Genomic DNA, 26627 nt, shown 5'->3' on the forward strand with positions numbered 1-26627 from the left:
CGCTCAGACCCCGGACTCGTGCTCGGCCCCCGCGGCGGCGCCGCCCCGCGGTGCGCCGGCGTCCTCGGGGACTTCGGCGTGCCGCGGCACTTCGGCGTCCCGCCGGGCCAGGGCCCGCTCCTCGCCCTGGCGCCGCCCGCGCCGCAGCCCGAAGTAGTACGCGAGGACGCCCGCGCCGATCGCCGCCTGGACGGCGAACAGGGCCGACTCGATCTCCCCGGACGGCGGTTCGTACAGCGGCGAGAACCACGGCTCGTAGTCCGGGTCGAGCTCGGTGATCGCCGTCTCGGCCTGCGCGTCGGCGCCCGCGAACGGCTCCTTCTCGTCGTCGCCGAGGCCCAGCGCCAGCGGCAGCACCGCGAGCGCGACGACGACGAGCAGCAGGAGGACGTTGATCCGTGTGTTCCGGCTCATCCCGCCACCGTCCCGGTCCCGGCCGCCGTCTTCTCCTCGGCCCGCCTGCCCGTCACCAGCACGCCCAGCCGGTTCAGTTCCCCCTTGCTGGACTGCACCAGCAGCCGCATGACCAGCACCGTCAGCAGGCCCTCGCTCACCGCGAGCGGGATCTGCGTGATCGCGAAGATGGAGCCGAACTTGCCGAGCGCGCCGAGGAAACCGCTGCCCGGGTCGGGGAAGGCGAGCGCCAGCTGCACGCTGGTGACGCAGTAGGTGGACAGGTCGGCGACGAATGCGCCGCAGAACACGGCGGCCATCAGCGGCGCGCCGTAGCGCCGCAGCAGCCGGTAGACGGCGTAGCCGGCCCACGGGCCGACGACCGCCATCGAGAAGACGTTCGCGCCGAGCGTCGTCAGCCCGCCGTGCGCGAGCAGCAGCGCCTGGAACAGCAGGGTGATGGTGCCGAGCACCGCCATGGCGGGCGGGCGGAACAGGATCGCGCCCAGACCGGTGCCGGTGGGGTGCGAGCAGCTGCCGGTGACCGAGGGCAGTTTGAGGGCGGACAGGACGAACGTGAAGGCCCCGGAGGCGCCGAGCAGCAGCGTGCTCTCGGGGTGCTCACGCACCTCGCGGGTCAGGGAACGGACGCCGTGGACGACGAAGGGCGCGGACGCGGCGCCCCAGGCGACCGCGTGCGCCGGAGGCAGGAAACCCTCGGCTATGTGCATGGCTCGAACAGACCCTCTCCAGCACCTCGTGGATGGTTGACGCGCCTTGGCCGGTCTCCTGGCTGACGGGTACCACCGCCCGAACTCCGCCTTCCCGGGTCGCGGGGCCCTGGCGTCACCATCCCGTCGTCCGCCCGAAGGGCGGCGATGTGACGCCAGGGCCCGGACCCAGTGGCTGCCCGTGAGGGCCGGAGCCGGACTTCCCGATCACAGTGGCGAGGGCCGCACCGGCATCACACCGGATTTCCCGTTCACCAAGGCGTGGTGACAGTAATGCCAGGTTCGGGGTGGTGACAAGCGCACCTCAGGGGGCGCCCGGCGGCACCGTACGCCCACCCGCGTACGCCCCTGGCGGCCCCCGGAGGCCCACCGCCCCGCCCCAGCACGCCCGCCGCCGCTCCCCGCGGCGGCGCCCTCGGCCGCCCCGCCGCCCACCGCGGTAAGGCCCCGCGTGCGCAACACCACACCGCCGGTGTTCCCCGAGGTGGCGGACGCGGCGCTGCCCGGCGGCGGTCAGGGGCGCGGCGGGTACCGCTTCGGCAGCCGCATGCCCCGCTCGGCCATCAGCGCCCGCACCCGGTCCGGATAGTTCGTGATGACGCCGTCCACGCCCAGGTCCATCAGCGCGGCCACCGTCGCCGGATCGTCACAGGTCCACGGGATCACCCTCAGCCCGCGCGCGTGGGCAGCGGCGACCATCGCGCGGTCGGGGTAGAAGCGGAAGCCCGGGTCGCCGAGCTTCCCGTTCTGCGGGAAGCCGTAGTTCGGGGACAGGGCCCGCACGCCGGGGACGGTGGCGGCGGCCCGCACGAAGTCGCCGCCGTAGTCGTCGGCGTCGATCCCGCCCAGCCACGGCGAGGCGCCCTCCTTGCCGACCTGGAGGAAGTCGTGGTTGGTGAGGGCGACGAGCGGCCAGTCGGGCGCCAGCCGGTGCATCACCTTCAGCGCACCCCAGTCGAACGACTGGATCGTGACCTGCTCCTCGATGCCCGAGGCGCGGATCTCCTCGTACACCCGCCGCACGAACAGCTCGCGCGGCGCGGTCTGCTCGGGCGCGCCCGCCTCGACCTTCGTCTCGACGTTGAGCGTGACCTGCCGCGCCCTGTACCGCTCGACCAGGTCCAGTACGTCCCGCAGCTCGATCATCCGGGCCCCGGGGACGCGCTCCTGTCCGGGATGCCCCGGCAGCTGCTGATAGCCGCAGTCCATCGTCCGCAGCTGCGCCAGCGTCATGTCCTTGACGTACTTGCCGACGTACGGGAAATACGGGTCGCCGGGCACGACCGGGGCGGTGTCCCGGCACTTCTGGGCACTGACCTGCCGGTCGTGGGTGACGACGACCTTGTGGTCGCGGGTGACCTGGGTGTCCAGCTCCAGCGTCGACACCCCGAGGCGCAGCGCCTTCGCGAACCCCTCCAGGGTGCTCTCGGTCGTCAGCCCCAGACCGCCGCGATGGGCCTGGAGGTCGAAGTGGGTCTTCCGTGGCACGACGCCGGGGCCGGTGGCCGCCGGGAGGGCGCGGGCGGGGACGACGGCGAGGGCGGGCGCGGGGACGGAGGCGGGAGCGGAGGCGGAGGCGAAGGCGGGAACGGAGGCGAGGGCGGGCGCGGAGGCGGGGGCGAGGGTCAGCGCGGGGGTGAGGGTCAGCACGGCGAGGAAGCGCCTGGCGGCATGTCTGGCGGGCATCGGGACCTCACTCGTTCGTCGGAGGGGGCGCCTTGGGACGCTAGTTCCGCCGCGGCTGTGCCAGAAGAGCGGGGGAGTGAGGGGGACGTGAACGCTCGGGGAAGCCGCACCGGTCAGTCCCGCGCCGCCCATATCCCCCGTACGTGCCCCAGATGCCGCGTCATCACCTCCCGCACCGCCGGCTCGTCCCGCTCCAGCAGCGCGTCCAGCAGCTCCAGGTGCTCCTCGGCGGAGGCGCGCAGCAGCCCCGCCTCCGCGAGGGCGGTCAGGCCGTAGAGCCGGGAACGCCCGCGCAGGTCGCGGACGACCTCCACGAGGTGCGCGTTGCCCGCGAGCCGCAGCAGACCGAGGTGGAAGCGGGTGTCCGCCTCGACGTACGCGATGAGGTCACCCGCGGCCGCGGCGGTGACGATCTCGCGGGCGACCGGACGCAGCGCCCGCAGCGCGGCCGGGGCGGCGGTGCGCGCCAGCCCCGCCACGGTCGGGATCTCGATCAGCCCGCGGATGTGCGTGTACTCGTCGAGCTGCCGCTCCGACACGGCCGTCACCCGGAACCCCTTGTTGGGGACCGCGTCGACCAGCCCCTCCTTCACCAGGTCCAGCAGGGCCTCCCGCACCGGTGTCGCCGAGACGCCGAACCGGGCGGCCAGCGCGGGCGCCGAGTACACCTCGCCCGGCCGCAGCTCCCCGGCGATCAGCGCGGCCCGCAGCGCGTCGCCGACGCGCTCGCGGTAACTGCTGCGCCTGCCACCGAGCACGGGCAGGTCGGGGCCGGAGGGCGCGGGGGTCGCGGAGGTCGCGGGGGTGGCGGGGGTCGGCCGGGTGGGCATCGGAGGTCTCCAGCAAGGGGGAAGCGAAACGGTCGTACGACGCATCAGAGCACGGACCGGCGGACGGTCAGAGCACGAATCCCGCCGGGAACGGGTCGGCCGGGTCGAGCAGATACTGCGCGGTGCCGGTGATCCAGGCACGGCCGGTGAAGCTGGGCAGCACCGCCGGCACCCCGGCGACCTCGGTGGTGCCCAGCAGCCGGCCTGTGAACCGGGTGCCGATGAACGACTCGTTGACGAACTCGGTGTGCAGGGGCAGTTCGCCGCGCGCGTGCAGCTGGGCCATCCGGGCGCTGGTGCCGGTGCCGCACGGGGAGCGGTCGAACCAGCCGGGGTGGATGGCCATCGCGTGCCGGGAGTGCCGGGCGGTGGAACCGGGGGCGGTCAGGTACACGTGGTGGCAGCCGCGGACCGACGGGTCCCGCGGGTGTACGGGCTCGTCGTGCGCGTTGATCGCGTCCATCAGCGCGAGCGCCGCCCGGAGCAGGTCGTCCTTGTGGTCGCGGTCGAACGGCACCCCCAGCGCGGCCGGCGGCACGATGGCGTAGAAGTTGCCGCCGAACGCCAGGTCGTACGTCACCGTCCGCCCGTCCGCGAGCGTCACCTCGCGGTCCAGGCCCACCGAGAACGACGGCACGTTCCGCAGGGTCACCGCCCGCGCCGCACCGTCCTCGACGGCGACCTCCGCGGCCACCGGGCCCGCCGGGGTGTCCAGGCGGATCGTCGTGACCGGCTCGGTCACCTCGACCATGCCGGTCTCCACCAGCACGGTCGCCACCCCGATCGTGCCGTGCCCGCACATCGGCAGGCAGCCGGAGACCTCGATGTAGACCACGCCCCAGTCGCAGTCCGGTCGGGCCGGCGGCTGGAGGATCGCGCCGCTCATCGCGGAGTGCCCGCGCGGCTCGTTCATCAGCAACTGCCGGACGTCCTCGCGGTGTTCGCGGAACCACAGGCGCCGCTCGTTCATCGTCGCGCCGGGGATGGTGCCGATCCCGCCGGTGATCACGCGGGTGGGCATGCCCTCGGTGTGCGAGTCGACGGCGTGCAGGACGAGGCTGCTGCGCATGGGCGGGTCCCTTCTGTGCGGCATGGGGGGGCGGTGCGGGCCTGGGGGTGAGGCAGATGTGGGCCTCCGTGGCCGGCCCGGGCTCCTGAGCGGACCGTGCGCGCTACCCCAGGCCCGCTGCCAGGACTTCCCCGGTGGCGGCGCGTACGGCGGCCTCCCGCTCGGGTGGCAGCGGCATCCGGGGCGGCCGGACGGGGCCGCCGTACCGCCCGGCGAGGTCCATGGACAACTTCACCGCCTGCACGAACTCCACCCGCGAGTCCCAGCGCAGCAACGGGTGCAACTGCCGGTACAGCGGCGTCGCCGTGGCGAGGTCCCCGGCCGTCGCCGCCCGGTACAGCGCGGCGCAGGCGCGGGGCAGCGCGTTCGGATACCCGGCGACCCAGCCCTTGGCGCCCGCGACGGCCAGCTCCAGCAGGACGTCGTCCGCACCGGCCAGCAGGTCCAGGTCCGGCGCGAGTTCGGCGATCCGGTACGCGCGGCGGACGTCCCCGGAGAACTCCTTCACCCCCTGGATCCAGCCCTCGCCGTGCAGCCGCGCGAGCTGTTCCGGCACGAGGTCCACCTTGGTGTCGACGGGGTTGTTGTACGCCACGACCGGCAGCCCCGCCCGCGCGACCTCCGCGTAGTGGGCCAGCACGGAACGCTCGTCGGCCCGGTAGGCGGTGGGCGGCAGCAGCATCACCGCCGCGCAGCCCGACTCGCCCGCCTGCTCGGCCCAGCGCCGCGCCTCCGCCGAGCCGTACGCGGCGACCCCCGGCATCACCCGCTCCCCGCCCACCGCCGCCACCGCGGTCTCCACCACGCGGGCGCGTTCCCGCGGGGTCAGCACCTGGTACTCGCCCAGCGAGCCGTTCGGTACGACCCCGTCACAGCCGTTGTCGACCAGCCAGGCGCAGTGTTCGGCGTAGCGGTCGTGGTCGACGGAGAGGTCGCCGGTGAGGTCGCCGGTGAGGGGGAGGGCGGTGGCGACGAGGATGCCGTGCCAGGGGCGGCGGGGGGTTGCGGGGGTGGTGCCGGTGGTGCCGGTCGTGGTGCCGTACGTGGTCATGGGCGGGCCCTTCGGTGGGTGAGGGGACATGACACGGGCTGTGCTGGCGTACGGTGGCGGGCTCAGTCGTCGCCGTCGGCCAGGACGCCGAGCGGCACCGGCCGGGCGAACGGCCGCCGCGCCGGGTCCGGCGGGCAGCCGGCGACCGCGGCGACGCCCGGCGCGCACATCCGGCCCTGGCACCAGCCCATCCCCGCGCGGGTCAGCAGCTTCACGGTGCGCAGGTCGCCCGCGCCGAGCGGGCCGGCCGCCTCCCGGACGGCCCCGGCGGTGACCTCCTCGCAGCGGCACACCACCGTGTCGTCGGGGATCGACTCCGGCGGTGGCGTGAGCGGAACGTACACCTCGTCCAGTGCGGCGGAGAACCGGCGCAGGCGGGCGCGGGCGCGGCCGGCCGCCGCCCACGCGCGCGGGTCGGGCTCGGCGCCCCGCAGCCGCGCGGCGAGGGAACACCCGGCGATGTGCCCCTCGGCGAGCGCGAGCCCGGCGCCGCCGACGCCGGTGGCCTCGCCGGCCGCCCACACACCGGGGACGGTGGTGCGCTGCTCGTCGTCGGCCTGGACGGCGTGTCCGGTCAGGCGGCAGCCGAGGGTTTCGGCCAGGTCGGTGTGCGGCAGTATGCCGTGGCCCACGGCGAGGGTGTCGCAGGCGACGCGGCGCCGGGTGCCCGGCCGCTCCCGGCCCGCCGCGTCGAGCGCGGCGACCGTCACGGAGTCCAGCCGCTGCCGCCGGCCGCCGTGGGCCGCGACGACGGTGTGCCGGAACATCGGCCGGATACGCCGGCCGAGCAGCCGGGTGGCGTATCCGGCGCCCTCGACGAGCTTGGCGGGCTCGGCGGCCAGCGCCCGGGCCTGCCGCGCGAAGGCGGCCGGGGCGGCGGACTCGACCAGCGCGGCCACCTCGGCGCCCGCCGCGGCGAGCCCCGTCGCCACCGGCAGCAGCAGCGCTCCGGTGCCCGCCACGACCACCCTGCGCCCGGGCAGGACGAGGCCGCCCTTCAGCATGGCCTGCGCCCCGCCCGCGGTGACCACACCGGGCAGCGTCCAGCCGGGGAACGGCAGGACCCGCTCGTACCCGCCGGTGGCGAGCAGCACGGCGTCCGCGCGCACGGTCACGGACTCCGTCTGCCCGGCACCGAGCAGCGCCCGCACGGCGAAGCCCCCGGACTCCCGGCCTGCGAACCAGACGTGATGGTCCATCAGGTGGGCGATCCGTCCGGTGGCCGACTGCGCGGCGAGCCCGTCGCGCAGCCGTTCCCAGGCGCGCCACCCGTGGTGCAGCCGCCGCGGGCTGCGCGCGCCGAGGCCGGGCGCGGGCTGCCGGTGGAACTGCCCGCCCGGCTCGCGGCCGGAGTCGACCAGCAGGACGTGGACGCCCCGGTCGGCCGCCGCGAGCGCCGCGGCCAGGCCCGCCGGACCGGCGCCGATCACCGCCACCGACGGCCGCCGCCGCTCAGCCATCGTGACCCGTCCCCTCCTGGGTGCGCACCTCGGCGCCGGACTCGACCGGGACCAGGCAGGCCCGCTGGTTGGGGCGGCCGTCCACCGCCACCAGACAGTCGAAGCACACGCCGATCCCGCAGAACACCCCGCGCGGGCGCCCGGCATCGCGCGTGGTGCGCCAGCTCGTGACGCCGGACGACCAGAGCGCGGCGGCGACGGTCTGGCCGGACAGGGCCGGCAGGGTGCGGCCGTCGAAGGTGAACGTGAAGGCGGCGTCGGGCCGGGCCCGGGCCAGGCGCAGCGGCCCGGTTCGGTCCCCGCGCTCCGAACGACGACCCCGACCACGGCTCATGCTCTCTCCTCCCGAGCGAAGCGGTCCGGGCGGAACGGCCCGAGGTCGAGCTCCGGCCGCTCACCGGCCAGCACCCGCGCGATCAGCTGCCCGGTGCCGGTGGCCAGCCCGATGCCCGCGCCCTCGTGCCCGCAGGCGTGATGCAGCCCCGGCACCCGGGGATCGGGCCCGATGGCCGGCAGATGATCCGGCAGATACGGCCGGAACCCGGCGTAGGTCCGCAGCGCCCGAACCCCCGCCAGGAACGGGAAGAGCCGGACCGCACCCGCCGCCAGCGCCCGTACGGCCGGCAGCGAGACCGAGCGGTCGAAGCCGACGCGCTCCCGGCTGGCCCCGATCAGCACCGGCCCGGCCGCCGTCGACTCCACCACCGGCGAGGTCCGCAGGGCCGCCGAGTCGTCGGCCACATCGGCCACGTAGTCGGCGGCGTACACCTTGTGCCGCACCCGCCGGGGCGGCAGCGGCTCGGTGACGAGGACGAAACCGCGCCGCGGCAGCACCGGCAGCGCGACGCCCGCCAGCGCGGCCACCTCACCGCCCCAGGTCCCGGCCGCGTTCACGACGGCCGGGGCGTGCAGCTCGCCCCGGCCGGTGCGTACGCCGCGCACCGCGCCGCCCGCCGTTCGCAGCACCCCGGTGACCGTCGTCCCGGTCAGCAGCCGCGCGCCCGAGGCACGGAGCAGACGGGCGGTGGCCAGCGCGGGCATGACCTGCGCGTCCTGCGGATACAGCACACCGCCCGCGAGTCCGGGAGCCAACTCGGGCTCCACCTCACTGAGTTCGTCGGCGTCCACGCGCGTCGTGCGCACCCCGGCGGCCTGCTGGGCGGCGGCGAGGCGGTCGAGGGCGGCGAGTTCCGCGGGCCCGGAGGCGACGACCACGCCGCCCTTGGCCTCGTACTCGACCGCCGTACCGAACTCCTCGGCCAGCTCCGCCCACAGACGGCAGGAGTGCAGAGCGAGGCGCAGTTCCGGGCCGGGCTCCTTGTCGGACACCAGCAGGTTCCCCTCGCCCGCGCCCGTGGTGCCCCCGACGACCGGACCACGGTCCACCACGACCACGTCGAGACCCGCACGGGCCGCGTACAGCGCACAGGCGGCGCCCACCATCCCGGCGCCCACGACGACGACGTCGCAGCTCGGTCGCTTGGCCACACCAGTAATATGTCACATGGCGCCGCCCTGGGGGGAGAGGGCGAAAAGCGCGTGAGGCAACCGGGGGAGCACTGCATCATGACGCGGATGACCGTGAACAACATCCTGCTGTCCGGCATCGTCGGCTCGACCGCGTACGGACTCGCCCACGAGGACTCCGACGTGGACCGGCTCGGCGTGTTCGCGGCGCCCACCGTGTCCCTGCACGGACTGCACGCGCCGAAGGAGTCCCACGTCTCCACGGCGCCCGACCGCACCCTCCACGAGGCCGCCAAGTGGTGCCGGCTCGCGCTCGGCGGCAACCCGACCGTCACGGAACTCGTCTGGCTGCCCGACGAGTTGTACGAGGTGCGCAGCCCGCTCGGCGACGAACTGATAGACATCCGCACCACACTGCTGAGCGCCCGCCGGGTACGCGACGCCTACCTCGGCTACGCCACCCAGCAGTTCAGGAAACTCCAGAACCGCTTCACCGCGGACGAGAACGGCACCCCGGTCCACCGGCGCTCCGCCAAGCACGCCCGCCACCTCAAGCGGCTGTGCCGGCAGGGCTACGAGCTGTACACCACCGGCCGCCTGACCATCCGGCTCGACGACCCCGAGAGCTACCACCGCTTCGGCGAGGAGGTCGCCGCCGACCCGTCCGCCGCGCTGCCGCTGCTGCGCCACTACGAGTCCGCCTTCGACCGCACCCGCAGCGTCCTGCCGGAACAGCCGGACGAGCGGGCGGCGGAGGCGTGGCTGCGGCGCGTGCGGGCGCACTTCTACACACCGGAGGCGGCGGCCGTCTGAGGTGGGGTGGCGGCCGAGGGCGGCCGGGATGCGCAGAGTTGAGCCCCGGCCTGGTGGGAAAAACCCGGTGCCCCGCACCCGGCCGCTTCCCTACACTCACCGGGTGAGCGCGCACCCCCACCCTCGACGGCGGTGCGCCTCCACCTCCACCTGAAGTGGGCCGAGTGAAGGGAGCCGGGCCGTGCGTGACCGCACCGCTGTCGTCGCTCCCCGCTCCCGCTACGAGGTGATCCTGGTGTCCACGGCCGTCCGGTGCCCGCTGCGCGGCGGCCACCGGATGCCGTGACGATCCGAGACGCGAGGTATCGCTGACTCGGCGTACTGCCGAAGCGACGTACCGCTGACGCGACGTACCACCGTCCCCGCACCCTGCGTCAGTGACCTCCCCCCTCCACCGTCCGGCCGATCGCGCTGCCCTTTCCACGGAAGAAGTCTCGAAAGGCCACGGGCCGTGCGCACGAACGTCAACACCCTCAACACCCTCGCCTCCGTCCGCAACCTCGGCATCCTCGCCCACGTGGACGCGGGCAAGACCACCGTCACCGAGCGGATCCTGTACGCCACCGGCACCACGCACAAGCGCGGTGAGGTCCACGACGGCACCACCGTCACCGACTTCGACCCGCAGGAGCGCGACCGCGGCATCACCATCTTCGCGGCGGCGGTCAGCTGCGCCTGGGACGGCCACCGCCTCAACCTGATCGACACCCCGGGACACGTCGACTTCGCCGACGAGGTGGAGCGCTCGCTGCGGGTGCTGGACGGGGCGGTCGCGGTGTTCGACGCGGTGGCGGGCGTGGAGCCGCAGAGCGAGTCGGTGTGGCGGCAGGCGGAACGGTACGGCGTGCCCAGGATCGCCTTCGTCAACAAGCTGGACCGCGCCGGAGCCGACCTCGACACGGCCGTAACGTCGATCCGGGACAGACTGCACCCGGCACCACTGGTCGTCCAGCTGCCGATCGGAACGGAGGACACGTTCCGGGGCGTCGTCGACCTGGTGGAGATGCGCGCGCTGACCTGGGACGGCACCGGCGAGACCATGACGCGGGGACCGGTCCCGGACGAGCTGCGCGAGGAGGCGCGCGGGCGCCGCCGCCTGCTGGAGGAGACGGTGGCGGAGCTGCACGCCGCGGCGCTGGAGGAGTACTGCGCCCGCGCGACGCTGTCCGCCACGACACTGCGCGACGCCCTGCGCGACCTCACGCACACCGGCGACGGGGTCGTGGTGCTGTGCGGCTCCGCGTACCGCAACCGCGGCATCGAGCCCCTGCTGGACGCGGTGGTGGCGTACCTCCCCTCGCCGGCGGACGTCCCGCCGGTACGAGGCGTCAGCCCGGCCGACGAGAGGGCGGGAGAGCGGACGGCCGAACGCCCGGCCGACCCCGACGCCCCCTTCTCCGCCCTCGCCTTCAAGGTGCACGCGACCCCCACCGGCCGCCTCACCTACCTCCGCGTCTACTCCGGCACCATCGAGAAGGGAGACACCGTGTGGGACGCGACCGCCCGCCGCGCCGAGCGCATCGGCCGCATCCTGCGGGTGCGGGCCGACCGGCACGCCCAGCTGGAGCGCGCCGTGGCCGGCGACATCGTGGCCGTGGTCGGCCTGAAGTCGGCGCGGGCCGGTACGACCCTGTGCGACCGGAACGCCCCGCTGGTCCTCGAACCGCCCGGCGCCCCCGACCCGGTGGTCTCCGTCGCCGTCGAGGCACGCCGCTCCGCCGACACCGACCGGCTGGCCACCGCCCTGGCCCGGCTCGCCGAGGAGGACCCGTCCCTCGTGGTGCGCACCGACCGGGAGACCGGCCAGACGGTGCTGTCGGGCATGGGCGAACTTCACCTGGAGGTCGCGGTCGAGAAGATCCGCCGCGCCCACGGCCTGGAGGTCGCCGTCGGCCGCCCGCGGGTGGCCCACCGCGAGACGGTCGTACGCGGCGTCACGGGCCACGTCCACCGGCACGTCAAACAGGACGGCGGCGCGGGCCAGTTCGCGCACGTGGTCCTCGACGTCGAGCCGCTGCACCCCGAACCGGGCGGCACCGGCTTCGAGTTCCGCTCCACGGTCGTGGGCGGACGCGTCCCGCAGGAGTACGTCCGCGCGGTGGAGGCGGGCTGCCGTGACGCCCTGGCGGAAGGCCCGCTCGCCGGCCATCCGGTGACGGGTGTGCGGGTGACCCTCACCGACGGAGCCACGCACGTGAAGGACTCCTCGGAGCAGGCATTCCGCACCGCCGGCCGCGCGGCCCTCCTCGGCGCCCTGCGCGCCTCGGCGATGACCGTCCTGGAGCCGGTCGCCGACGTCACGGTGACCGTCCCCGAGGACGCGGTGGGCGGCGTCCTCGCCGACCTCGCCACCCGCCGCGGCCGCGTCACCGCCTCGACCGTCCGCCCGCCCACCGCGACCGTCACGGCCACCGTCCCCCTGTCCGAACTCTTCGGCTACGCGACCCGCCTGCGCGGCCGCACGCAGGGCCGGGGGACGTTCACGGCCCGGCCGACGGGGTATGCGCCGGTGCCGGCGGGGGCGTAAAGAAATGGGCCGCGAGTCAAGGGCATATCCGGAGGTGAGTGCACGTCTGTAGTCGATGTCGAGGGCTCTCGCACGCTTGCTCCCGTACTCACGGGCCAGGCATGACATGGCGCGCCGTGAGCCGCCTGCCACGCGGAACCAGGTGAGCCACAGGGCGCTACCCGTCTGCTTCCACCAGGAACGGACTGGGTTTGCCGGACCAGGAGACGTACAGGCTGTCGCGGGCCCTCGTACAGGCGACGAACAGCAGGCAGCGTTCGGACATCATGTCCGTCTCGTGCTGCCTGGCGTCCAGCTCGGGCGGCGTGACCGCCTTCGGGAAGGGCAGCGCGTCCTCGGTGACGCCGATGACCGCGACGCAGCGGAACTCCAGGCCCTTGAACGAGTGCATGGTCCCGACCCGCACGGTCGCCGCCTCCCCGGCGGCGTCGGTGGAGCGCAGCGTCGTGGCGGGGATGCCGGCGTCCTTCAGACGCCCCACCGCCTTCGCGCACGTCTTGTTGAACCGGGCGCTGACCCCGATCTCCCCGGCGCCGACACCCGCGTCCAGCCACGCCCGCACTTGGGTGACGAGCGCGTCCAGTTCGGCCTCCTCGGTCGCCGCCCCGTGCACGGCGGGCCCGTCGCCGTGCAGGGCGGAGCGGTAGCCGAGCAGGGTCTCGTTGCGGTTCTCGTCCTCCAGCTGGGCGATCGGGCGGCCGATCAGCAGTGCCGTGGACCAGCGCAGGATCTCCTGCGTGCTGCGGTAGTTCTTGCGCAGCTTCACCGACCGTCCGGTGACCTTGATGCCGAGCGACTTGAGCGACACCTTCGAGTCGTAGATGCGCTGGTGCGGGTCGCCCGCGATAAACAGGTCGTCCGGGCGGGCGGGGACGGCCGCGCGCAGCAGCCGCCACTGCGCCGGGTGCAGGTCCTGCGCCTCGTCCACCACGACGTGCCGGTACCGCGGCCCCGTCTCCTCCAGCAGCCGCGCCGCCTCCGCGCACGTCTGCAGCCAGGTGCGGCACCCGTCCGCCGCGAGGTCGGCCGTGAACCGCTCCACCGTCTCCCACACCAGCGGCCGCTCGGCCGCCGCCAGCCGGCTCCCGCGGCCCCGCCGGTCCGCCGACTCGTACTCGGCCAGGCTCCGGATGTCCTGGGCCAGGATGACGTGCCGGTACTCCTGGGCGAGGAACTGCGCGCTGCCGCTGAAGCCCGTCGCCTTGGCGGCCTTGCCCCAGCGGCCCTCCTCCTCGTTGCTCATCAGCGGCCGCAGCGCCACCGCGCCCGGCGCCTCGGCGACGACCCGGCTGGCGAAGCCGTCCACCGTCGAGATGTCCACCCGCCCGCGCAGCTCCGAGTCGTCCACCAGGGACTCCAGACCCGCGCGGAGCGCGTTGACGAGGGCGTTGGTGTAGGTGGTGAGCAGGATGCGGTCGCCGTCGCGCAGGTGCCCGAGCAGGTGCTTGACCCGGTGCAGCGCGACGACGGTCTTGCCGGTGCCCGGCCCGCCGGTGACCTGGGCGGGCCCCGAGTACGACGCCCGGTAGGCCACCTTCCGCTGGGAAGGGTGCAGGAAGACCCGCCAGGCCGCGAAGGGCTTCTCCAGGATGTCCCGAAGCTCCTCGGACGCCGTGACCAGCGCGATGCGCGCCCGGCTGTGCCGGATCGCCGTCTCGTAGTCGCGCGTGTCCACCGGCGCGGCCGACGCCTGCAGCGCGGGCGCCACGATGTCCTGCCAGACCTCCTCCACCGTGCACCCCGCGGCGAGGTACTGCAGCACCTCCCGCTGGTCCTGCGGCAGCAGCGGCGCGAAGACGTCCAGCTGCTCCTGGTCGACCAGTGACCTGGCCTGCCGCAGGGTCTCGTCGTCGATGCCGAGCGCCTTCAGGTCCCCGTCGGAGAACTTCGCGAACAGCCGCTCCTTCGGCGAGTCCTTCGCCACCTGCTCGTACGCCGGCGTGATCTCGTCCAGGGTCGCCGCGTCCCGGATCTCGACGGCCCGCGTCACCTCGTTGATGCTGGACTTCTGCTTCTTCGCCCAGGCGATGGCCTTGTCGTGCTGCATGACCCGCAGCAGGACGAAGGTGTCCCCGGAGGCCGGGGCGAGGACCACACCGCGCCAGAACTGGTCGATGCGGATGGTCCGGATCTGCTTGTCCCGCGCGTTCGTCAGGCTCTCCAGCTTCAGTCCCGGGTCCTTGAAGAGCTGGTCCAGGGTGAGCCGGTGGAACTTCTCCCACGCGTCGAGCACACCCTTCCTGACCGGCGGCTGGAGCTTGGGCAGTTCGGCGAAGAAGCCGATGTCGAAGGCGAGTTGGGGCATGCGGGGGATCCTAGTGTCCGGGCGGGCTGGTGTGCTGGGCGAAGGCCAGGTCAGGGGGAGGAGCCGGGGCTGCCGCCGTCGAGATCCAGACGGATGACGGCCAGGGTCTCGGCCACCTCGGCGGTCAGTTCGTCGTCCGGGCCGAACACCACGCACAGGTCCGCGTGCAACGGCTCGAAGACGGCGAAGGCGTCGGCGGCCCGCTGCTGCGCGAGCAGCAGCATGCCGATGTCGCGGCGCAGTTCCACCGCGTTCTCGCTCACGTCGCCGTCGACGGCGCGGACGGCGGCGAGCACGCCGTGCAGCCCGGCCAGCGCCTCGGTCACCTGGCCGAGCTCTCCGCGGCAGCGCGCCGCCTGGGCCCGGCACTCCAGCGCCTCCTCGCTGTTCTGCCCGCTCACGCGTCCGTAGGCGTCGGCGAGCGCCTCGAACTCCGGCAGCGCGGCCCGGTGGTCTCCCGCAAGCTGACGGCTCACCGCCCGCCACGTGCGCAGCCGCAGCACCGCCTTGCTCTCCGAGCCGAGGGCACGCGCGGCCGGCTCGACCATCTCGCCCATCACCTCGGCGGCCTGCGCGTACCGTTCTTCCTCCATCAGGGCCAGGTAGTGCGCGTGCACCTCGCGGATCAGATCCCGCAGCGCCTCCCGCTCGGCCGCGGGGACGACGGGCGGCGCGTCCGGGCCGACGGCGGGCGCGGCGGGCCGCGCGCCGCCCGCGGTACCGGCGCGTGAGCGGGGCGCGTAGGGGTTGCGGAAGAGCCCGGTCGGGTCGGGCGCCCCGGCCGGCCCCGCCTCCTCGGGCGCGGACTCCTCGCCGGGCACCGGCAGGAAGGGCCGCAGCCGCTCGTACACCTCCTGCACGTCCGCCGGACGCGCCTCGGGCGCCTTGCGGAGCAGGTCCAGGACAAGCTCCTCCAGAGCCGCCGGCACGTCGGCGCGCAGCTGCCGCAGCGGCGTCGGGGCCGCGTTGACGTGCTGCGTCATCAGCTGCCACTCGCTGTCCCCGCTGAACAAGGGCCGACCGCACAGCAGTTCGTGCAGCACGCAGCCCAGCGCATACAGGTCGGTGCGCGGCGTGACCCGCCCGCCGCGCACCTGTTCCGGCGCCATGTACTGGTGCGTTCCGAGCGGACTGCCGGTCGCCGTCAGCTTGGTGACGTCCGTGCGGAGCATGGCGGCGATGCCGAAGTCCAGCACCTTCACGGTGCCGTCCCGCGCGACCAGGATGTTGCCCGGCTTGAGGTCGCGGTGCACCACGGGCACGTCGTGCGCGTACGACAGCACGGTAGCCACCTGCGCCGCCACGGCCACCGCCCACCTGACGGGGAGGGGGTGCTCCGGGTGCACGTACGCGGTCAGCGGCACCCCGTCGACCAGCTCCATCACCAGGAACAGCTGCTCGTACGAATCGTCGAGCACCGCGTCGTACACCTGCGGCACGCCCGGGTGCTGGATCCGCGCGGTGATCCGCGCCTCGCGCCGGAACCGCTTCTCCAGCTCCTCCGCCAGGTGCGGCGACGTCACGGCCTGCGGCCGGATCAGCTTCACCGCGACCGGCCGGTCCAGCACGGCGTCGTAGCCGCGCCAGACGTCCCCCATGCCGCCGTGGCGGAACTGCTCCAGCAGCTCGTAGCGTCCCGCGATCCGCCGTATGTCCGGCACCTGGCTCCGCCCCCGCCCCGTCGAGTGTCCGAAGTGGTCTTCGATGTGGTTGGGGATCAGTTTCGCGGGTGGGGTTTGGTCCGTCCAGCCAGGTCGCGGGAGGGTGGTCGGATCAGGTAAGGAGGGGAGCGGCGCACTCCGCCCATACGGTCTTGCCGGGCCCGCCCCCGGCGCGGGGCGAGCAGCCCCAGCGGTCGGCCAGCGCCTCGACGAGCAGCAGCCCGCGCCCGCCGTCGCCGTCCTCCGGTGGGGTGGCGGGGAGGCGGGGAAGGCGTTCCCCGCGGGTGTCGCTGACCTCGATCCGTACGGTGCCGGTGGCCGGGTCGGCGGTGAGCAGGACGTGGAAGTCGCGGCCGGCGACGTGCCCGTGTCGTACGGCGTTGGCGTACAGCTCCGCCGCGACGAGCGTGACGACGTCGTGCGCGTCACTGCCGTACGGGACGCCCCAGGCGTCGAGCCGGTGCCCGCACAGCCGTCTGGCGAGGCGGACACCGCGCGGGGTGGAGCTGAAGCGCATCGCGAACTGGTGCAGCGTGAGGGGTGATCGTGCTGCGGTCATGCACTCACGGTGGCGCTCCGTGGCCTAGCGTGACCAGGGGTGACGCGCTGACGCGGGATCTTCGTCCGCTGGAGCGTCGGCCGTGTACGTGGTGGTACGTGGGGAGAGGCGCGAACGGTGACCGTACAGGACGAAGAGGCGGGGCAGCAGCGGCAACGGCGGCCGGAGGACGAGCCGGGGACGGGCGTGGTGACAGCGTTCGGGCGGCAGTTGAAGCTTCTGCGGACGCGGGCCGGACTGGAGCGGGCCGAGTTCGGCAAGCGGCTCGGCTACTCGGCGGACACGGTGGCGTCCATCGAGCAGGGGAGGCGGATCCCGCAGGCCCGGTTCATCGAGAAGGCGGACGAGGTGCTGGGGGCCGGCGGGGTGCTTGTGGCGTTGAAGGAGGAGGTGGGCAAGGCTCAGTATCCGGCCTACTTCCGGGACGCGGCTCGGCTTGAGGCCAGGGCGGCAGCGCTGAACCTCTACGCCGTGTATGCGGTGCCGGGCTTGTTGCAGACGGAGGACTACGCACGAGCCGTCTTTCAGATGCAGCGGCCGTTGCTGTCCGACGAGGTCATCGAGCAGCGCCTGGAGGCCCGTCTGGCTCGGCAGGAGGTATTCAGTCGGCAACCCGCGCCGCTGATGAGCTTCGTGATCGAAGAGGCGGTCTTGCGGAGACCGTTGGGGGGTCGGCAGGTCATGCGAGAGACGCTGGAACAAATCTTGCTGACAGCCCAGTTGAGGCATGTTGAGGTGCAGGTCATGCCGACCGATCGCGAGGACAACGCCGCGTTAGGTGGTCCGTTCACGTTGATTGACACCGACAAGGGGCAGCGCATCGCGTACGCAGAAGTACAGGATGACAGTCGGCTGTACACCGAGGTAGCCAAGGTGCGTGAGTTGGAGGCTCGGTATGGCATCCTCCGGTCACAGGCCTTGACGCCGAGCGAGTCATCCGCCTTCATCGAAAAACTGATGGGAGAGTCATGAGCGTTCGCATAGCGCACGCCGTGCCAGAAGCCGCCTGGCGCAAGAGCAGCTATAGCACAGGTGGCGGCGGGGAGTGCTTGGAGATCGCTGCCGTTTCCGGAGCTGTCCTGGTCAGGGATTCGAAGCGGCCGGAAGGAGAGCGACTGGCCGTCGGGGCGGAGGCGTGGGCAGACTTCGTGCAGTTGGCCGCCGGGCGCTGAGCTGGCGGACGTACGACGAACAGGGCTCGGCGCGATTCACTCGCACCGAGCCCTCCCCGTGTCAGATGTCGTCCAGCCCTTCCTCCCGGCGGATCATCCGCCAGGCCGCGCGGCGGGCGCTGCGGTCGAGGTTGGACTTGAAGTTCCGGTCCGTGCCGAAGTACCGCTGGCCGAGGGTCTCGATCGTGGAGACATGATCCATCATGTTCTCCTCGAACTTCTTGTCGAAGACGATGCCGAAGTTCTCCTCGTCATTGACGAGGGCGGCGGCCCGGACCTTCGGGTCCTCCTTGGTGGCGTTGAACGCCGGGAGGACGTCCTCCTCGGTGAACTCCGTGCCGAACTTGGCGTTGAACTTCTCGATCAGCTCGGACAGCAGTGACTTTTCGGCGTCCTTCGCGCCGCCGACCCCGTCACCGAACCCCTTGAGCTCAGCGGCGCCCTCAGGGCTGAGGGACACGTCGTGCTCGCCGGTCTTCTCGACGCGCAGGTGGCTGAGGTCGACCTCGCCTATGTCGACTCCACCGTCCGCGAGGCGGGGGAGGCGGTTGAGCAGGTAGCGGCCGTACAGGTACAGGCGCTCCAGCTCGGCGTCGTGGTACGGCACGATCTGCGCCAGAAAGCCGTACTTGCGGACGTAGTCGTTGAGATTGGCCCGGAAGTCCTCGGCCGTCTCGACGTCGTCCTCCTCCTCGCTCTCCAGGAGGGCGGTGAAGCGGGTGACGGCGGGGGAGAGGAGCCGGTACAGCTCGGCGTGCAGCTTCTCCCACTTGGCCTGGGAGCCGCCGGCCTTCTCCTGCGCCGCGAAGTACGCGGAGACGAACTCGTCCATGTCCTGCTCCGAGATGATCGGCGCGGACATGACGCGGCTCTGAGCTGTGTAGAGGAGGTTCGGGTCGGAGGGCAGGGTGTGCGCCTCCTCGAAGTACGGACGGAAGGCGTCCTGGATGTCCTCGGCGTCGTTGACGAAGTCTAGGACGGCGAGGTCGGCCTGAGACTTGCGTTCGGCGGTGCGGTTGAGGCGGGAGAGGGTCTGCACGGCGGCGATGCCGGTCAGCGTCTTGTTGACGTACATCGTCGTCAGGAGCGGCTGGTCGAAGCCGGTCTGGTACTTCTCGGCGACGACCAGGATCCGGTACTCCTGCTGCCCCTTGCCGCCGGCCTTTACGGTCTTGTCGTCGGCACGGGTGTAGCCGAACGCCTTCGGCAGTGCGCTCTCCGGTAGGCCGCCGTTCTCCTTGCTCTCGGTGGTCTCCTCGCCGTCGATGGTGAGGGACCCGGAGAAGGCGACCAGAACGCCGAGGTCCGGGTACCTGGTGTCGTAGTTGCGGTCGGCGATGTAACTGCGAATGGCGCGGGCCATCTCCACGGCGGACTGGCGGGAAGCCGTGACGACCATGGCCTTGGCGCGCCCGCCGAGCCGGCCACGGGTGTGGGCGACGAAGTGCTCGACGATCACCTGGGCGTGCTGGGAGACGGTGTGCTCGTGGGTGAGCGCGAACCGGGCGAGGAGGGAGTTCGCCTTGGAGGGGTCGACCTCCTTTTCGTCCGGGTTCTGGTTCACCAGTTTCCAGTAGGTGTTGTACGTAACGTAGTTGCGCAGCGGGTCGAGGATGAAGCCTTCCTCGATGGCCTGGCGCATGGAGTAGGTGTGGAAGGGCCGATAGACGGTCTTGCCGTTCTCCACGCCTTCCGTGCCGAAGAGTTCGAGGGTCTTGGCCTTGGGGGTGGCGGTGAAGGCGAAGTAGGAAAGGTTGGCGGCCCGGGAGCGCTCCACCGCCTTCGCCTTGAGCTTGTCGTCTACAGTGACCGCGGTCGCGCCCTCGTCGTCCGAGTCGGCGTCCAGGCCGAGGTCGCGCAGGGCGGACTTCACGGCGGTGGCGGCGTCGCCGGACTGGGAAGAGTGCGCCTCGTCCACGATGATCGCGAAACGGGTGCCCTTGATCTCGGTGGGGTTGCGCTTGATGTAGTCCAGCAGAGCCGGGAACGAGTGCAGGGTGACCGTGACGATCTTCCCGGTGTCCCGGGAGAGGGCACGGGCGAGCTGCTCGCTTTTGGCCCCGTGCTTCTCGTCGATCTTCACGACCAAGCCGTCGGTCTGCGAGAAGCTGCCGACGGTCGCCGAGAGCTGAGCGTCTAGCGCGCGGCGGTCGGTGATGACGATGACCTTGTCGAACACGGGCTCACCCGGCTTGATACGACCGTCGGCGAGGGCGTCGGGTCGCAGGACCGCGGGATCGTTGCGGGCGTGCAGGTCGCTGAGGCGGTGAGCCAGCCAGCCGATGGTGTTCGACTTGCCGGAGCCGGCGGAGGCCATGACCAGGTAGTTCTGGCCGGCACCGTGAACGGACGCGTGCGCGGTGAGCTTCCGTACCACGTCCCACTGGTGGAAGCGGGGGAAGATCGTCGTCCTGGTGGTGCTGCCGCCGGGCGTCTTGTGCTTCTGCTGGTGCACGAAACGCTGGAGCAGGTCGAGCCAGTTGTCCCGCTGCCAGACCTCTTCCCAGAGGTAGGAGGTGGCGTACTTGCCAGGGGCCGTGGGCGCAGGGTTGCCGGCGCCGCCGGGCTGGCCGGGGCCGTTCGATCCGGTGTTGAAGGGCAGGAACTGGGTGCTCTTGCCGCGCAGCTGCGTGGTGACGAAGACCAGGTCCGGGTCGACGGCGAAGTTGGCGATCACGCGGCGCGTGAAGATCAGCTCGGTCGGGTCCCGGTCGGTCCGGTACTGCTCCTTGGCCTGCTCGACACCCTGTCCGGTGAGCGGGTTCTTCAGCTCGGCGGTGGCGACGGGGATGCCGTTGAGGAACAGGGTGAGGTCGAGGCGGTGGCCCCAGTCGGCCTGCTTGGTGGCGTAGGGGAGCTCCCGGACGACGGTGAGGCGGTTGGCGCGGTAGCCGTTGAGGACCGAGTCGGCGGAAATGAGGTTGGGCTTGAAGTAGGCAACGCGGAGACGGACCCCGCGGTCCTTCACGCCGTTGCGGAGGACGTGGAGGAGGCCGTCATCGGCGATGGCTCGGTCAAGACGCTGGGCGAAACCGCGCTGGGCCTCGTTGGGGTCACCGCCGTAGACGGTGAGCAGTTCGCTCCACTCGTTGGGCTGGGTCGCACCGATGAAGGTGAAGAGCTCCTTGGTGTCGAGCCCGAGGTCGGCCTGGTAGTCCTCGGGGTTCGCCTCGCGCCAGCCGCGCTCACAGAGGGCGGCGACGATGGCGGCCCCGAAGGAGGACTCGTCGTGCACGGGGCTCATGCGGAGACTCCTTCGGTGACGTTGCGGCCGCTGGCGGTGGATACGTCGAACTGGCCGGTTACGGCGGCGGTGATGAGGGCTTGGCGGCGCTCCTTCAAGAGATCGATTTGTTCGGACATGGCACGGCGAAGCATCTCTCGGCGCTCCAAGGCGTCTTCGATCCGCGCAGCGATTACTTCCTGTGCGGGCAATGACGGAACATCAAGATCAAGGTTAGCGATGTCGCCGAGCCCCAACCCAACCTTCGTTCCTCCATAACTGTTCATCCGTAGCGTCTGTTTTGACCGGGCGGACTTCAGTGCGTAGGCCAGCCACTTAGGGGAGCAGGTCGTCGGGTTGGGTCGGACGAGGGCGACGTGTTGGCTGACGTTTCCGTCAGCGCCACGTTCATCCACCAAGGCAACCGACCCAATATCTGCGGTGATGCTGACGAGGATGTCACCTACGTGAGTGCGAGACCTCTCGCGTTCCGGTCCGGGTTCGGCGTCGACGTAGAGCGAGTCCCGGAGGTCGAGCTGGATACCCCGCCTCGGAATGTTGGTGATCCGCAGGAACAAGCTGCCGCTGTCGGCAACGAGGTCACCCCAGCCGCGCGGGCCGCTTGTGATCTTCGTGGCCAGATGCTTGAGGCGAGCGGGCTGACCGCTGGCACGATCAAGCATCTCAGTGACGACGCTGTCGTCGGATTGCTCCAGCAGGGCTGTTTGTCGGGTGCGGTGTGCAAGCAGGGCATCCATTCGGGCAGTTTCGGCGTCGAGGAAATCGGCGATGCGGTGTTGCTCTGCCAGTGGAGGCAGATTGATTTCCACAGCGCCGAGTTCTTCAGCATTGAGGTGAGATTGAGCTGCCCGAGAGCTTGCCAGCTTCATTTGTTCAACAGCAGCGGAGCTCAGCAGGGACCAGGCAGCGTACCTAGAGTCGATGGTGAGAGGAGTGACGCGCAGATCATATCCCGGAGCGCTTCCAGCCCACTCCCTGGGTACCCTCGCTGAATCTCCGGTGTGTGCGCCGCTCCGAACGACAAGAATTTCTCCTTCGGTCAGCAGGGGAGCCCTATTGAGGGGAAGATTTTCGGGCTTAGCCCGAAGAAGATCCTTTTCGGTGATTTGGCCGCGGGAGATGTTGGTTGCCCGGATAATGGGGATACCGGACTCGGAAAGGGGTGGCGGTTGGCCAAGTCCGTATTGAATGCGAGCTACGCGTTTCAGTGGCGTCACAGCAATCACTCGGTCACCTCCGAGAGCAGGATCTGAATCTCTGCCTCCAGCGCCTTCAACTCCGCGTCGATCTCCGCCAGCGGCCGAGGCGGCTCGTACACGTAGAAGTGCCGCGTGAACGGGATCTCGTACCCGATCTTCGTCTTGCTGTGGTCGATCCACGCGTCCGGCACGTGCGGGTGGACCTCCCGTGCCAGGTACTCTTCGACGTCCTCGCCCAGCGGCACGTTCTCGTAGTCCCGAAGCTCCGCGTCCGGCTCGGGCTCACCCTTGACGCGCTGCACCTCGCCCTCCGGGTCCCGCACCCCGATGACATCCCGCAACGCCTTGTTGAACGGCGCCCCCGTCGGCCAGGTCCCGCCGGCCTGCACCACCGCGTCCTTCAACGCGAGCCAGGCCTCCTGCTTGGTGGCCCAGCTCGTGTCCATCAGGGACTTAAACGCGTCCGTCAGCGCCGGAGCCTGCGGCAGCTTCTGGATCGGCTTGGACGCCTCCAGCGCGGCCAGCGTCTCCTCCGTGATCTCGAAGCGCAGCTTCAGCGGGCGTTCCACCGTGATCCGCTGGTAGCCGAAGTCCTCGTTGCGGAAGACCTTCACCTTGCCGTGCAGCGGGTGCTCCGGATCGTCCGCGACGGCCAGCGCCTCGCCGTACAGCTTGACCACCGTGGCGATGTGCTCCTTGCCCAGCTCCTTGCGCTTGTCGCCCAGCGACTTCCGCATCTTCTGCCACTGGTCGCGGGCGTCCAGCAGGACGACCTTGCCCTTGTGGTCCGGGCTCTTGCGGTTGGTCAGGATCCAGAAGTACGTCGAGATGCCGGTGTTGTAGAACAGCTGGTCCGGCAGGGCGACGATGCCCTCGAGCCAGTCGTTCTCCAGAATCCAGCGGCGGATCTCCGACTCGCCCGAGCCGGCCGCACCCGTGAAGAGCGGGGAGCCGTTGAAGACGATCGCCAGGCGCGAGCCGCCCTTGCCGTTGACGTCCACCGGCTTCATCTTGTCGATCATGTGCTGGAGGAACAGCAGCGAGCCGTCGTTGATGCGCGGGAGCCCCGCGCCGAAGCGGCCGGCCTCGCCCAGCGCCTTGTGCTCGTGCTCGACCGCTTCCTTGACCTTCTTCCACTCCACACCGAACGGCGGGTTGGCCAGCATGTAGTCGAAGGTCTTGCGGGCGTGGCCGTCGTCGGAGAAGGAGTTGCCGAAGGCGATGTTCTCCGGGTCCTGGCCCTTGATCATCAGGTCGGACCGACAGATCGCCCATGATTCGGGGTTGAGCTCCTGCCCGTACACCTCGACCGTGGCGTCCGGGTTCAGGTCCTTGATGAGGTCGTCCATCGCGGAGAGCATGCCGCCCGTGCCGCAGGCCGGGTCGAGCACCGTGCGCACCGCGCCCGGCAACTGGAGCGCGTCACCGTCCGGGGCGACCAGCAGCCGCACCATCAGCTGGATGACCTCACGCGGGGTGAAGTGCTCACCGGCCGTCTCGTTGGACTGCTCGGAGAAGCGGCGGATCAGCTCCTCGAAGATGTAGCCCATGTTGTGGTTGGGCACGACCTCGGGACGCAGGTCCAGGTCGGTGAACCTGCCGATGACCTGGTAGAGCAGCCCCGCGCCGTCCAGCCGCTTGATCTGCTGGGCGAACTCGAAGCGGTCCAGGACGCCGCGGGCGTTGTCGGAGAACGCCCCGACGTACACCGTGAGGTTCTTCGCCGCGTTCTGCGGGTCCGCCGCGATCTTCTTCAGGGTCAGGTTGGACCGGTTGTAGAAGGCGTGGCCCGAGGCCCGGCGCAGGAAGCGGTCCGGGTCGATGTCGCCGTCCTTGTACTGCTCCGCGATCTCGGCGACCTTCTCGCGGGTCGGTTCCAGCACGCACTCCAGTCGCCGCAGCACCGTGAACGGCAGGATGACCTTGCCGTAGTCGGACTGCTTGTAGTCCCCCCGCAGGAGGTCGGCGACGGACCACGCGTGGTTCGCCAACTCCGTGTGCTTACTGCTGTTCAACTGGATCCCCAGGTTCCTTCCGAAATGTCCCAACCCCACCGTCCGAGGAGATCGGTCTGCCTAGGACGGTCCGACAAGTGTGGTCTATGTGTGAGAAGCGGTGTGCCTAATGGGGTGCATCGCCACCCCGGCCACCCGCCTCCGCCGCGTCCCGCGACGGCAGCAGCTGCCCGCCCGTGAGCCCGCCCGCCAGCAGCCGTGCCGTCTCCTCCGCCAGCAGGGTCGCCCGCCGTGCCTCCGCCCGGAGCTCGTGCACGTGCCGGAACGCTTCCCCGTACCGCCGCTGCTCCTCCAGCGGCAGCAGGGGCACGCGCAGCCGGCCCGGGCTGACCGTCAGCACCGTGCTGCCCGTCGACGCGCCCGCGATGTTCTCCTCCGCCCCCAGGAACCCGGCGAGGAACCAGGCGTCCAGGCGGGCCGGGTCCGGCCGGAACAGGTGGATGTGGGGGCCGAGCAGCGCCCCGGCGTCCTCGTCGCCCGCGACCCGGGCCATCGGGCCGTCCGCGCTCGCGACCGCCCGTACAAGGACGTCCCCGACGGCGATCACGGGTGCCGTGTCGTCGGACAGCCCCGTCCGGTCGCCGGTGGGCCCTGACCCGGTCGCGATGTCCGAGCTGGTGAGCACCGCCCGAGTCTCGGGTCTCCCGCCCCCGTCGAACCCACCGCCTGCGGCCTTTGTGCGGGGGCGCACGCTGTCCGGTTGTGTCCGCAGCAGGGTGAGCGCCCCGCCACGCGCGAGGTCGGACGCGGTCGCCGTCCGCCACTCGCGGGCCGAGGCACCCGCGGCGCTCCAGCCCTCATGGCCCGCCGCCCGCGCGAGGGACCGCGCGGCCTCGGCGAGGTTCCGGCGCGCGGCGTCGACTTCGGCCGACAGTTCCGCCGGGTCGACCTCGGCCCGTGACGCCCGGACGAGCCGTGCCGGGGTCAGGTCCACCACGTCGTCCAGCAGATCCACCACGCCGACCGCGTGCGCGACACCGGGTTCGCCCTCGAAGGTGTCCGGGCTCTTCCTGAACGCCCGCCACGCGTCCAGGGCGCGCGCCGTGATTCCCTCCCAGTCGACGGAGGCGGAGCGGCTTTCGCCCCGCGTGCGCGCTGTCAGCGCCGTTCCCCCGCGTCCGGCCGCCGTCGCCGTGCCGGTCGCCGCGTCCGCCGCCGTGTCCACGAACAGCACCGACTTGCGCTCGGGGCCGCCCGGCTCGGGCCGTTGCAGCACCCACACCTGAAGCGCCACGTGCAGCGGCACCGCCGCACCGACCGGCAGCGCGATCACCGCGCGCAGCGCGCCGCTGCGTACGAGTTCCGCCCGTACCCGGCGCCCCGACGCGCGCCCGGCTGTGGCCGGCGGCAGCAGCAGCACCGCGTAACCGCCGGGGACGAGGTGGGCGAGCGCGTGCTGCACCCAGGCCAGCTCCGACTCCGCGCGGGCCGGCACGCCGTACGCCCAGCGCGGGTCGTACGCGAGCTCGTCGTGGCCCCAGTCCCGCACGCCGTACGGCGGGTTGCACAGCACCGCGTCAGCGAGCAGACCAGGGAAGGCATCGGCGCGGAGACTGTCGGCGGCGCGTACGGTGACCGCGGCCTCCGGGGCCGTCAAGCGCAGGCTCACGGCGCTGCGCCGGGCCTGTACGGGGAGCGTGTCCTGGCCGTACAGCTCACGAGCCCCCCGGCGGGCGGCGGTCGCCAGCAGGGTGCCGCTGCCGCAGGCCGGGTCCAGGACACGAGCCGGGGCGCCGGGGATCAGGCGGGCGAGCAGGTCCGCCAGCGGTGCGGGGGTGCGGTAGGCGCCAGACGCGGCGCTGTCCTCCAGCTCCCGCTCCGCGAGCACGCCCAGCGCGGCCTGGCCGCCCTCCTCGCGTACACACGCGTACAGCGCGCGGAGCACCGCCGCGTCGCCCGCCTCGAAACGAGCGGTCTCCGCGGTCGGCACGGCGTCGGCCGCGGACGTCGCGTCCTGTAGCGCGCGGGCGGCGAGTGCCGCGTCCGGCAGCCGTGTGATGTCGCTCAGCTCTTGCGCTGAGCGGCCCGCCGACGCCAGAACCAGGAGCGGCAGGCTCTCGGGCACGCCGCCCTCCTGCGCGTGCAGGCGGAGAACCGTGCGGAGCTCCTCCGAGGGACTCGCCGCCGACGGGTGCCCGCGTGAGGCCAGCCAGGCCCGCACGGCCTCCAGGTCGTACAGGGGACTGCTCTCCGTGCCTCCGGACGGCTCGGGAAAGTCTTCGTGCCGACGGCGCCAGTTGCTGACCGTGGCGCGCGTGACTCCCGCGATGCGGGAGATCTCGGCGGCAGTCACCTGGGCGGATGGTTGGGGCATGGCGCGTGTCCGGGCCTCTCGTATGGGGACAGTCAACAACTTACAACAGGCGTCAAGTCTGTCAATGCGTTTGACAGTGCTTTCAGTGCAGTGCTTACCTGGAGACGCTTCCAGCTAGGGAGTGCGTGCCG

At 71.9% G+C, this 26627-nt stretch carries 20 protein-coding genes and 1 riboswitch; of the genes, 4 read left to right on the forward strand and 16 right to left on the reverse strand.

The features are described 5' to 3' along the window. Window positions 1-3: 3 nt before the first annotated feature. The 9 genes from G7Z13_RS29470 to G7Z13_RS29510 all read right to left on the reverse strand — a co-directional run bounded on the left by G7Z13_RS29470 (window position 4) and on the right by G7Z13_RS29510 (window position 8708). Window positions 4-414: an energy-coupling factor ABC transporter substrate-binding protein gene (locus G7Z13_RS29470; protein ID WP_166003281.1), complete on the reverse strand. Its 411-nt coding sequence runs from the start codon at window positions 412-414 to the stop codon at window positions 4-6. Next, window positions 411-1124, reverse strand: coding sequence for an energy-coupling factor ABC transporter permease (locus tag G7Z13_RS29475; RefSeq protein ID WP_166003283.1), 714 nt, complete (start codon window positions 1122-1124; stop codon window positions 411-413). The genes G7Z13_RS29470 and G7Z13_RS29475 overlap by 4 nt, the downstream gene beginning before the upstream one ends. A gap of 30 nt (window positions 1125-1154) precedes the next feature. Beyond that, window positions 1155-1398, reverse strand: a riboswitch (cobalamin riboswitch). A gap of 239 nt (window positions 1399-1637) precedes the next feature. Beyond that, a complete protein-coding gene (locus G7Z13_RS29480; protein WP_166003285.1) occupies window positions 1638-2810 on the reverse strand; it encodes a glycerophosphodiester phosphodiesterase family protein in 1173 nt (390 codons plus the stop codon). A gap of 113 nt (window positions 2811-2923) precedes the next feature. Then, complete coding sequence (locus G7Z13_RS29485) at window positions 2924-3640, reverse strand: GntR family transcriptional regulator (RefSeq protein WP_166003287.1); 717 nt, start codon at window positions 3638-3640, stop codon at window positions 2924-2926. 67 nt (window positions 3641-3707) lie between these two features. Next, window positions 3708-4709 (reverse strand): proline racemase family protein, encoded by a 1002-nt coding sequence (locus G7Z13_RS29490; RefSeq protein ID WP_166003289.1) that lies wholly within the window; start codon window positions 4707-4709, stop codon window positions 3708-3710. A 103-nt stretch (window positions 4710-4812) separates the two neighbouring features. Further along, entirely contained in the window at window positions 4813-5760 is a 948-nt protein-coding gene (locus G7Z13_RS29495; protein ID WP_166003292.1) for a dihydrodipicolinate synthase family protein, read from the reverse strand. A 62-nt stretch (window positions 5761-5822) separates the two neighbouring features. Next, entirely contained in the window at window positions 5823-7220 is a 1398-nt protein-coding gene (locus tag G7Z13_RS29500; RefSeq protein WP_166003294.1) for an FAD-dependent oxidoreductase, read from the reverse strand. Beyond that, complete coding sequence (locus G7Z13_RS29505; protein ID WP_166003297.1) at window positions 7213-7554, reverse strand: (2Fe-2S)-binding protein; 342 nt, start codon at window positions 7552-7554, stop codon at window positions 7213-7215. Before G7Z13_RS29505 ends, G7Z13_RS29500 begins: the two co-directional genes overlap by 8 nt. After that, entirely contained in the window at window positions 7551-8708 is a 1158-nt protein-coding gene (locus G7Z13_RS29510; RefSeq protein ID WP_166003298.1) for an FAD-binding oxidoreductase, read from the reverse strand. The genes G7Z13_RS29505 and G7Z13_RS29510 overlap by 4 nt, the downstream gene beginning before the upstream one ends. An 87-nt stretch (window positions 8709-8795) precedes the next feature. On the opposite strand from G7Z13_RS29510, the gene G7Z13_RS29515 reads away from it, so the two are divergent. Both G7Z13_RS29515 and fusA read left to right on the forward strand, forming a co-directional pair. Further along, window positions 8796-9500 carry a nucleotidyltransferase domain-containing protein gene (locus tag G7Z13_RS29515; protein WP_166003300.1) on the forward strand — a complete coding sequence of 235 codons (705 nt, stop codon included), beginning with the start codon at window positions 8796-8798 and terminating at the stop codon, window positions 9498-9500. Window positions 9501-9951: 451 nt separating this feature from the next. After that, window positions 9952-12027, forward strand: coding sequence for an elongation factor G (gene fusA, locus G7Z13_RS29520; RefSeq protein WP_166003302.1), 2076 nt, complete (start codon window positions 9952-9954; stop codon window positions 12025-12027). 157 nt (window positions 12028-12184) lie between these two features. Here the strand turns inward: fusA and G7Z13_RS29525 are convergent, their stop codons facing one another. The 3 genes from G7Z13_RS29525 to G7Z13_RS29535 all read right to left on the reverse strand — a co-directional run bounded on the left by G7Z13_RS29525 (window position 12185) and on the right by G7Z13_RS29535 (window position 16552). After that, window positions 12185-14332, reverse strand: coding sequence for a UvrD-helicase domain-containing protein (locus tag G7Z13_RS29525; protein ID WP_166003304.1), 2148 nt, complete (start codon window positions 14330-14332; stop codon window positions 12185-12187). Between the two features lie 50 nt (window positions 14333-14382). After that, a complete protein-coding gene (locus G7Z13_RS29530) occupies window positions 14383-15993 on the reverse strand; it encodes a serine/threonine-protein kinase (RefSeq protein WP_166003306.1) in 1611 nt (536 codons plus the stop codon). A 112-nt stretch (window positions 15994-16105) separates the two neighbouring features. Beyond that, window positions 16106-16552, reverse strand: coding sequence for an ATP-binding protein (locus G7Z13_RS29535; protein ID WP_166003308.1), 447 nt, complete (start codon window positions 16550-16552; stop codon window positions 16106-16108). Window positions 16553-16669: 117 nt separating this feature from the next. On the opposite strand from G7Z13_RS29535, the gene G7Z13_RS29540 reads away from it, so the two are divergent. Both G7Z13_RS29540 and G7Z13_RS29545 read left to right on the forward strand, forming a co-directional pair. After that, window positions 16670-17524 (forward strand): helix-turn-helix transcriptional regulator, encoded by an 855-nt coding sequence (locus G7Z13_RS29540; protein WP_166003310.1) that lies wholly within the window; start codon window positions 16670-16672, stop codon window positions 17522-17524. Beyond that, entirely contained in the window at window positions 17521-17724 is a 204-nt protein-coding gene (locus G7Z13_RS29545; protein ID WP_166003312.1) for a DUF397 domain-containing protein, read from the forward strand. Before G7Z13_RS29540 ends, G7Z13_RS29545 begins: the two co-directional genes overlap by 4 nt. 61 nt (window positions 17725-17785) lie before the next feature. Here G7Z13_RS29545 and G7Z13_RS29550 read toward each other — a convergent pair whose 3' ends face one another. From G7Z13_RS29550 to G7Z13_RS29565, 4 genes are all read right to left on the reverse strand, one after another. Beyond that, window positions 17786-20968, reverse strand: coding sequence for a type I restriction endonuclease (locus G7Z13_RS29550; RefSeq protein WP_166003314.1), 3183 nt, complete (start codon window positions 20966-20968; stop codon window positions 17786-17788). Then, window positions 20965-22194 (reverse strand): restriction endonuclease subunit S, encoded by a 1230-nt coding sequence (locus tag G7Z13_RS29555; protein ID WP_166003316.1) that lies wholly within the window; start codon window positions 22192-22194, stop codon window positions 20965-20967. Before G7Z13_RS29555 ends, G7Z13_RS29550 begins: the two co-directional genes overlap by 4 nt. Then, window positions 22191-24182 (reverse strand): class I SAM-dependent DNA methyltransferase, encoded by a 1992-nt coding sequence (locus tag G7Z13_RS29560; RefSeq protein WP_166003318.1) that lies wholly within the window; start codon window positions 24180-24182, stop codon window positions 22191-22193. Before G7Z13_RS29560 ends, G7Z13_RS29555 begins: the two co-directional genes overlap by 4 nt. Before the next feature lie 106 nt (window positions 24183-24288). Beyond that, a complete protein-coding gene (locus G7Z13_RS29565; protein WP_206313166.1) occupies window positions 24289-26496 on the reverse strand; it encodes an N-6 DNA methylase in 2208 nt (735 codons plus the stop codon). Window positions 26497-26627 lie beyond the last annotated feature (131 nt).

The organism is Streptomyces sp. JB150, assembly GCF_011193355.1.
Lineage (GTDB): Bacteria > Actinomycetota > Actinomycetes > Streptomycetales > Streptomycetaceae > Streptomyces.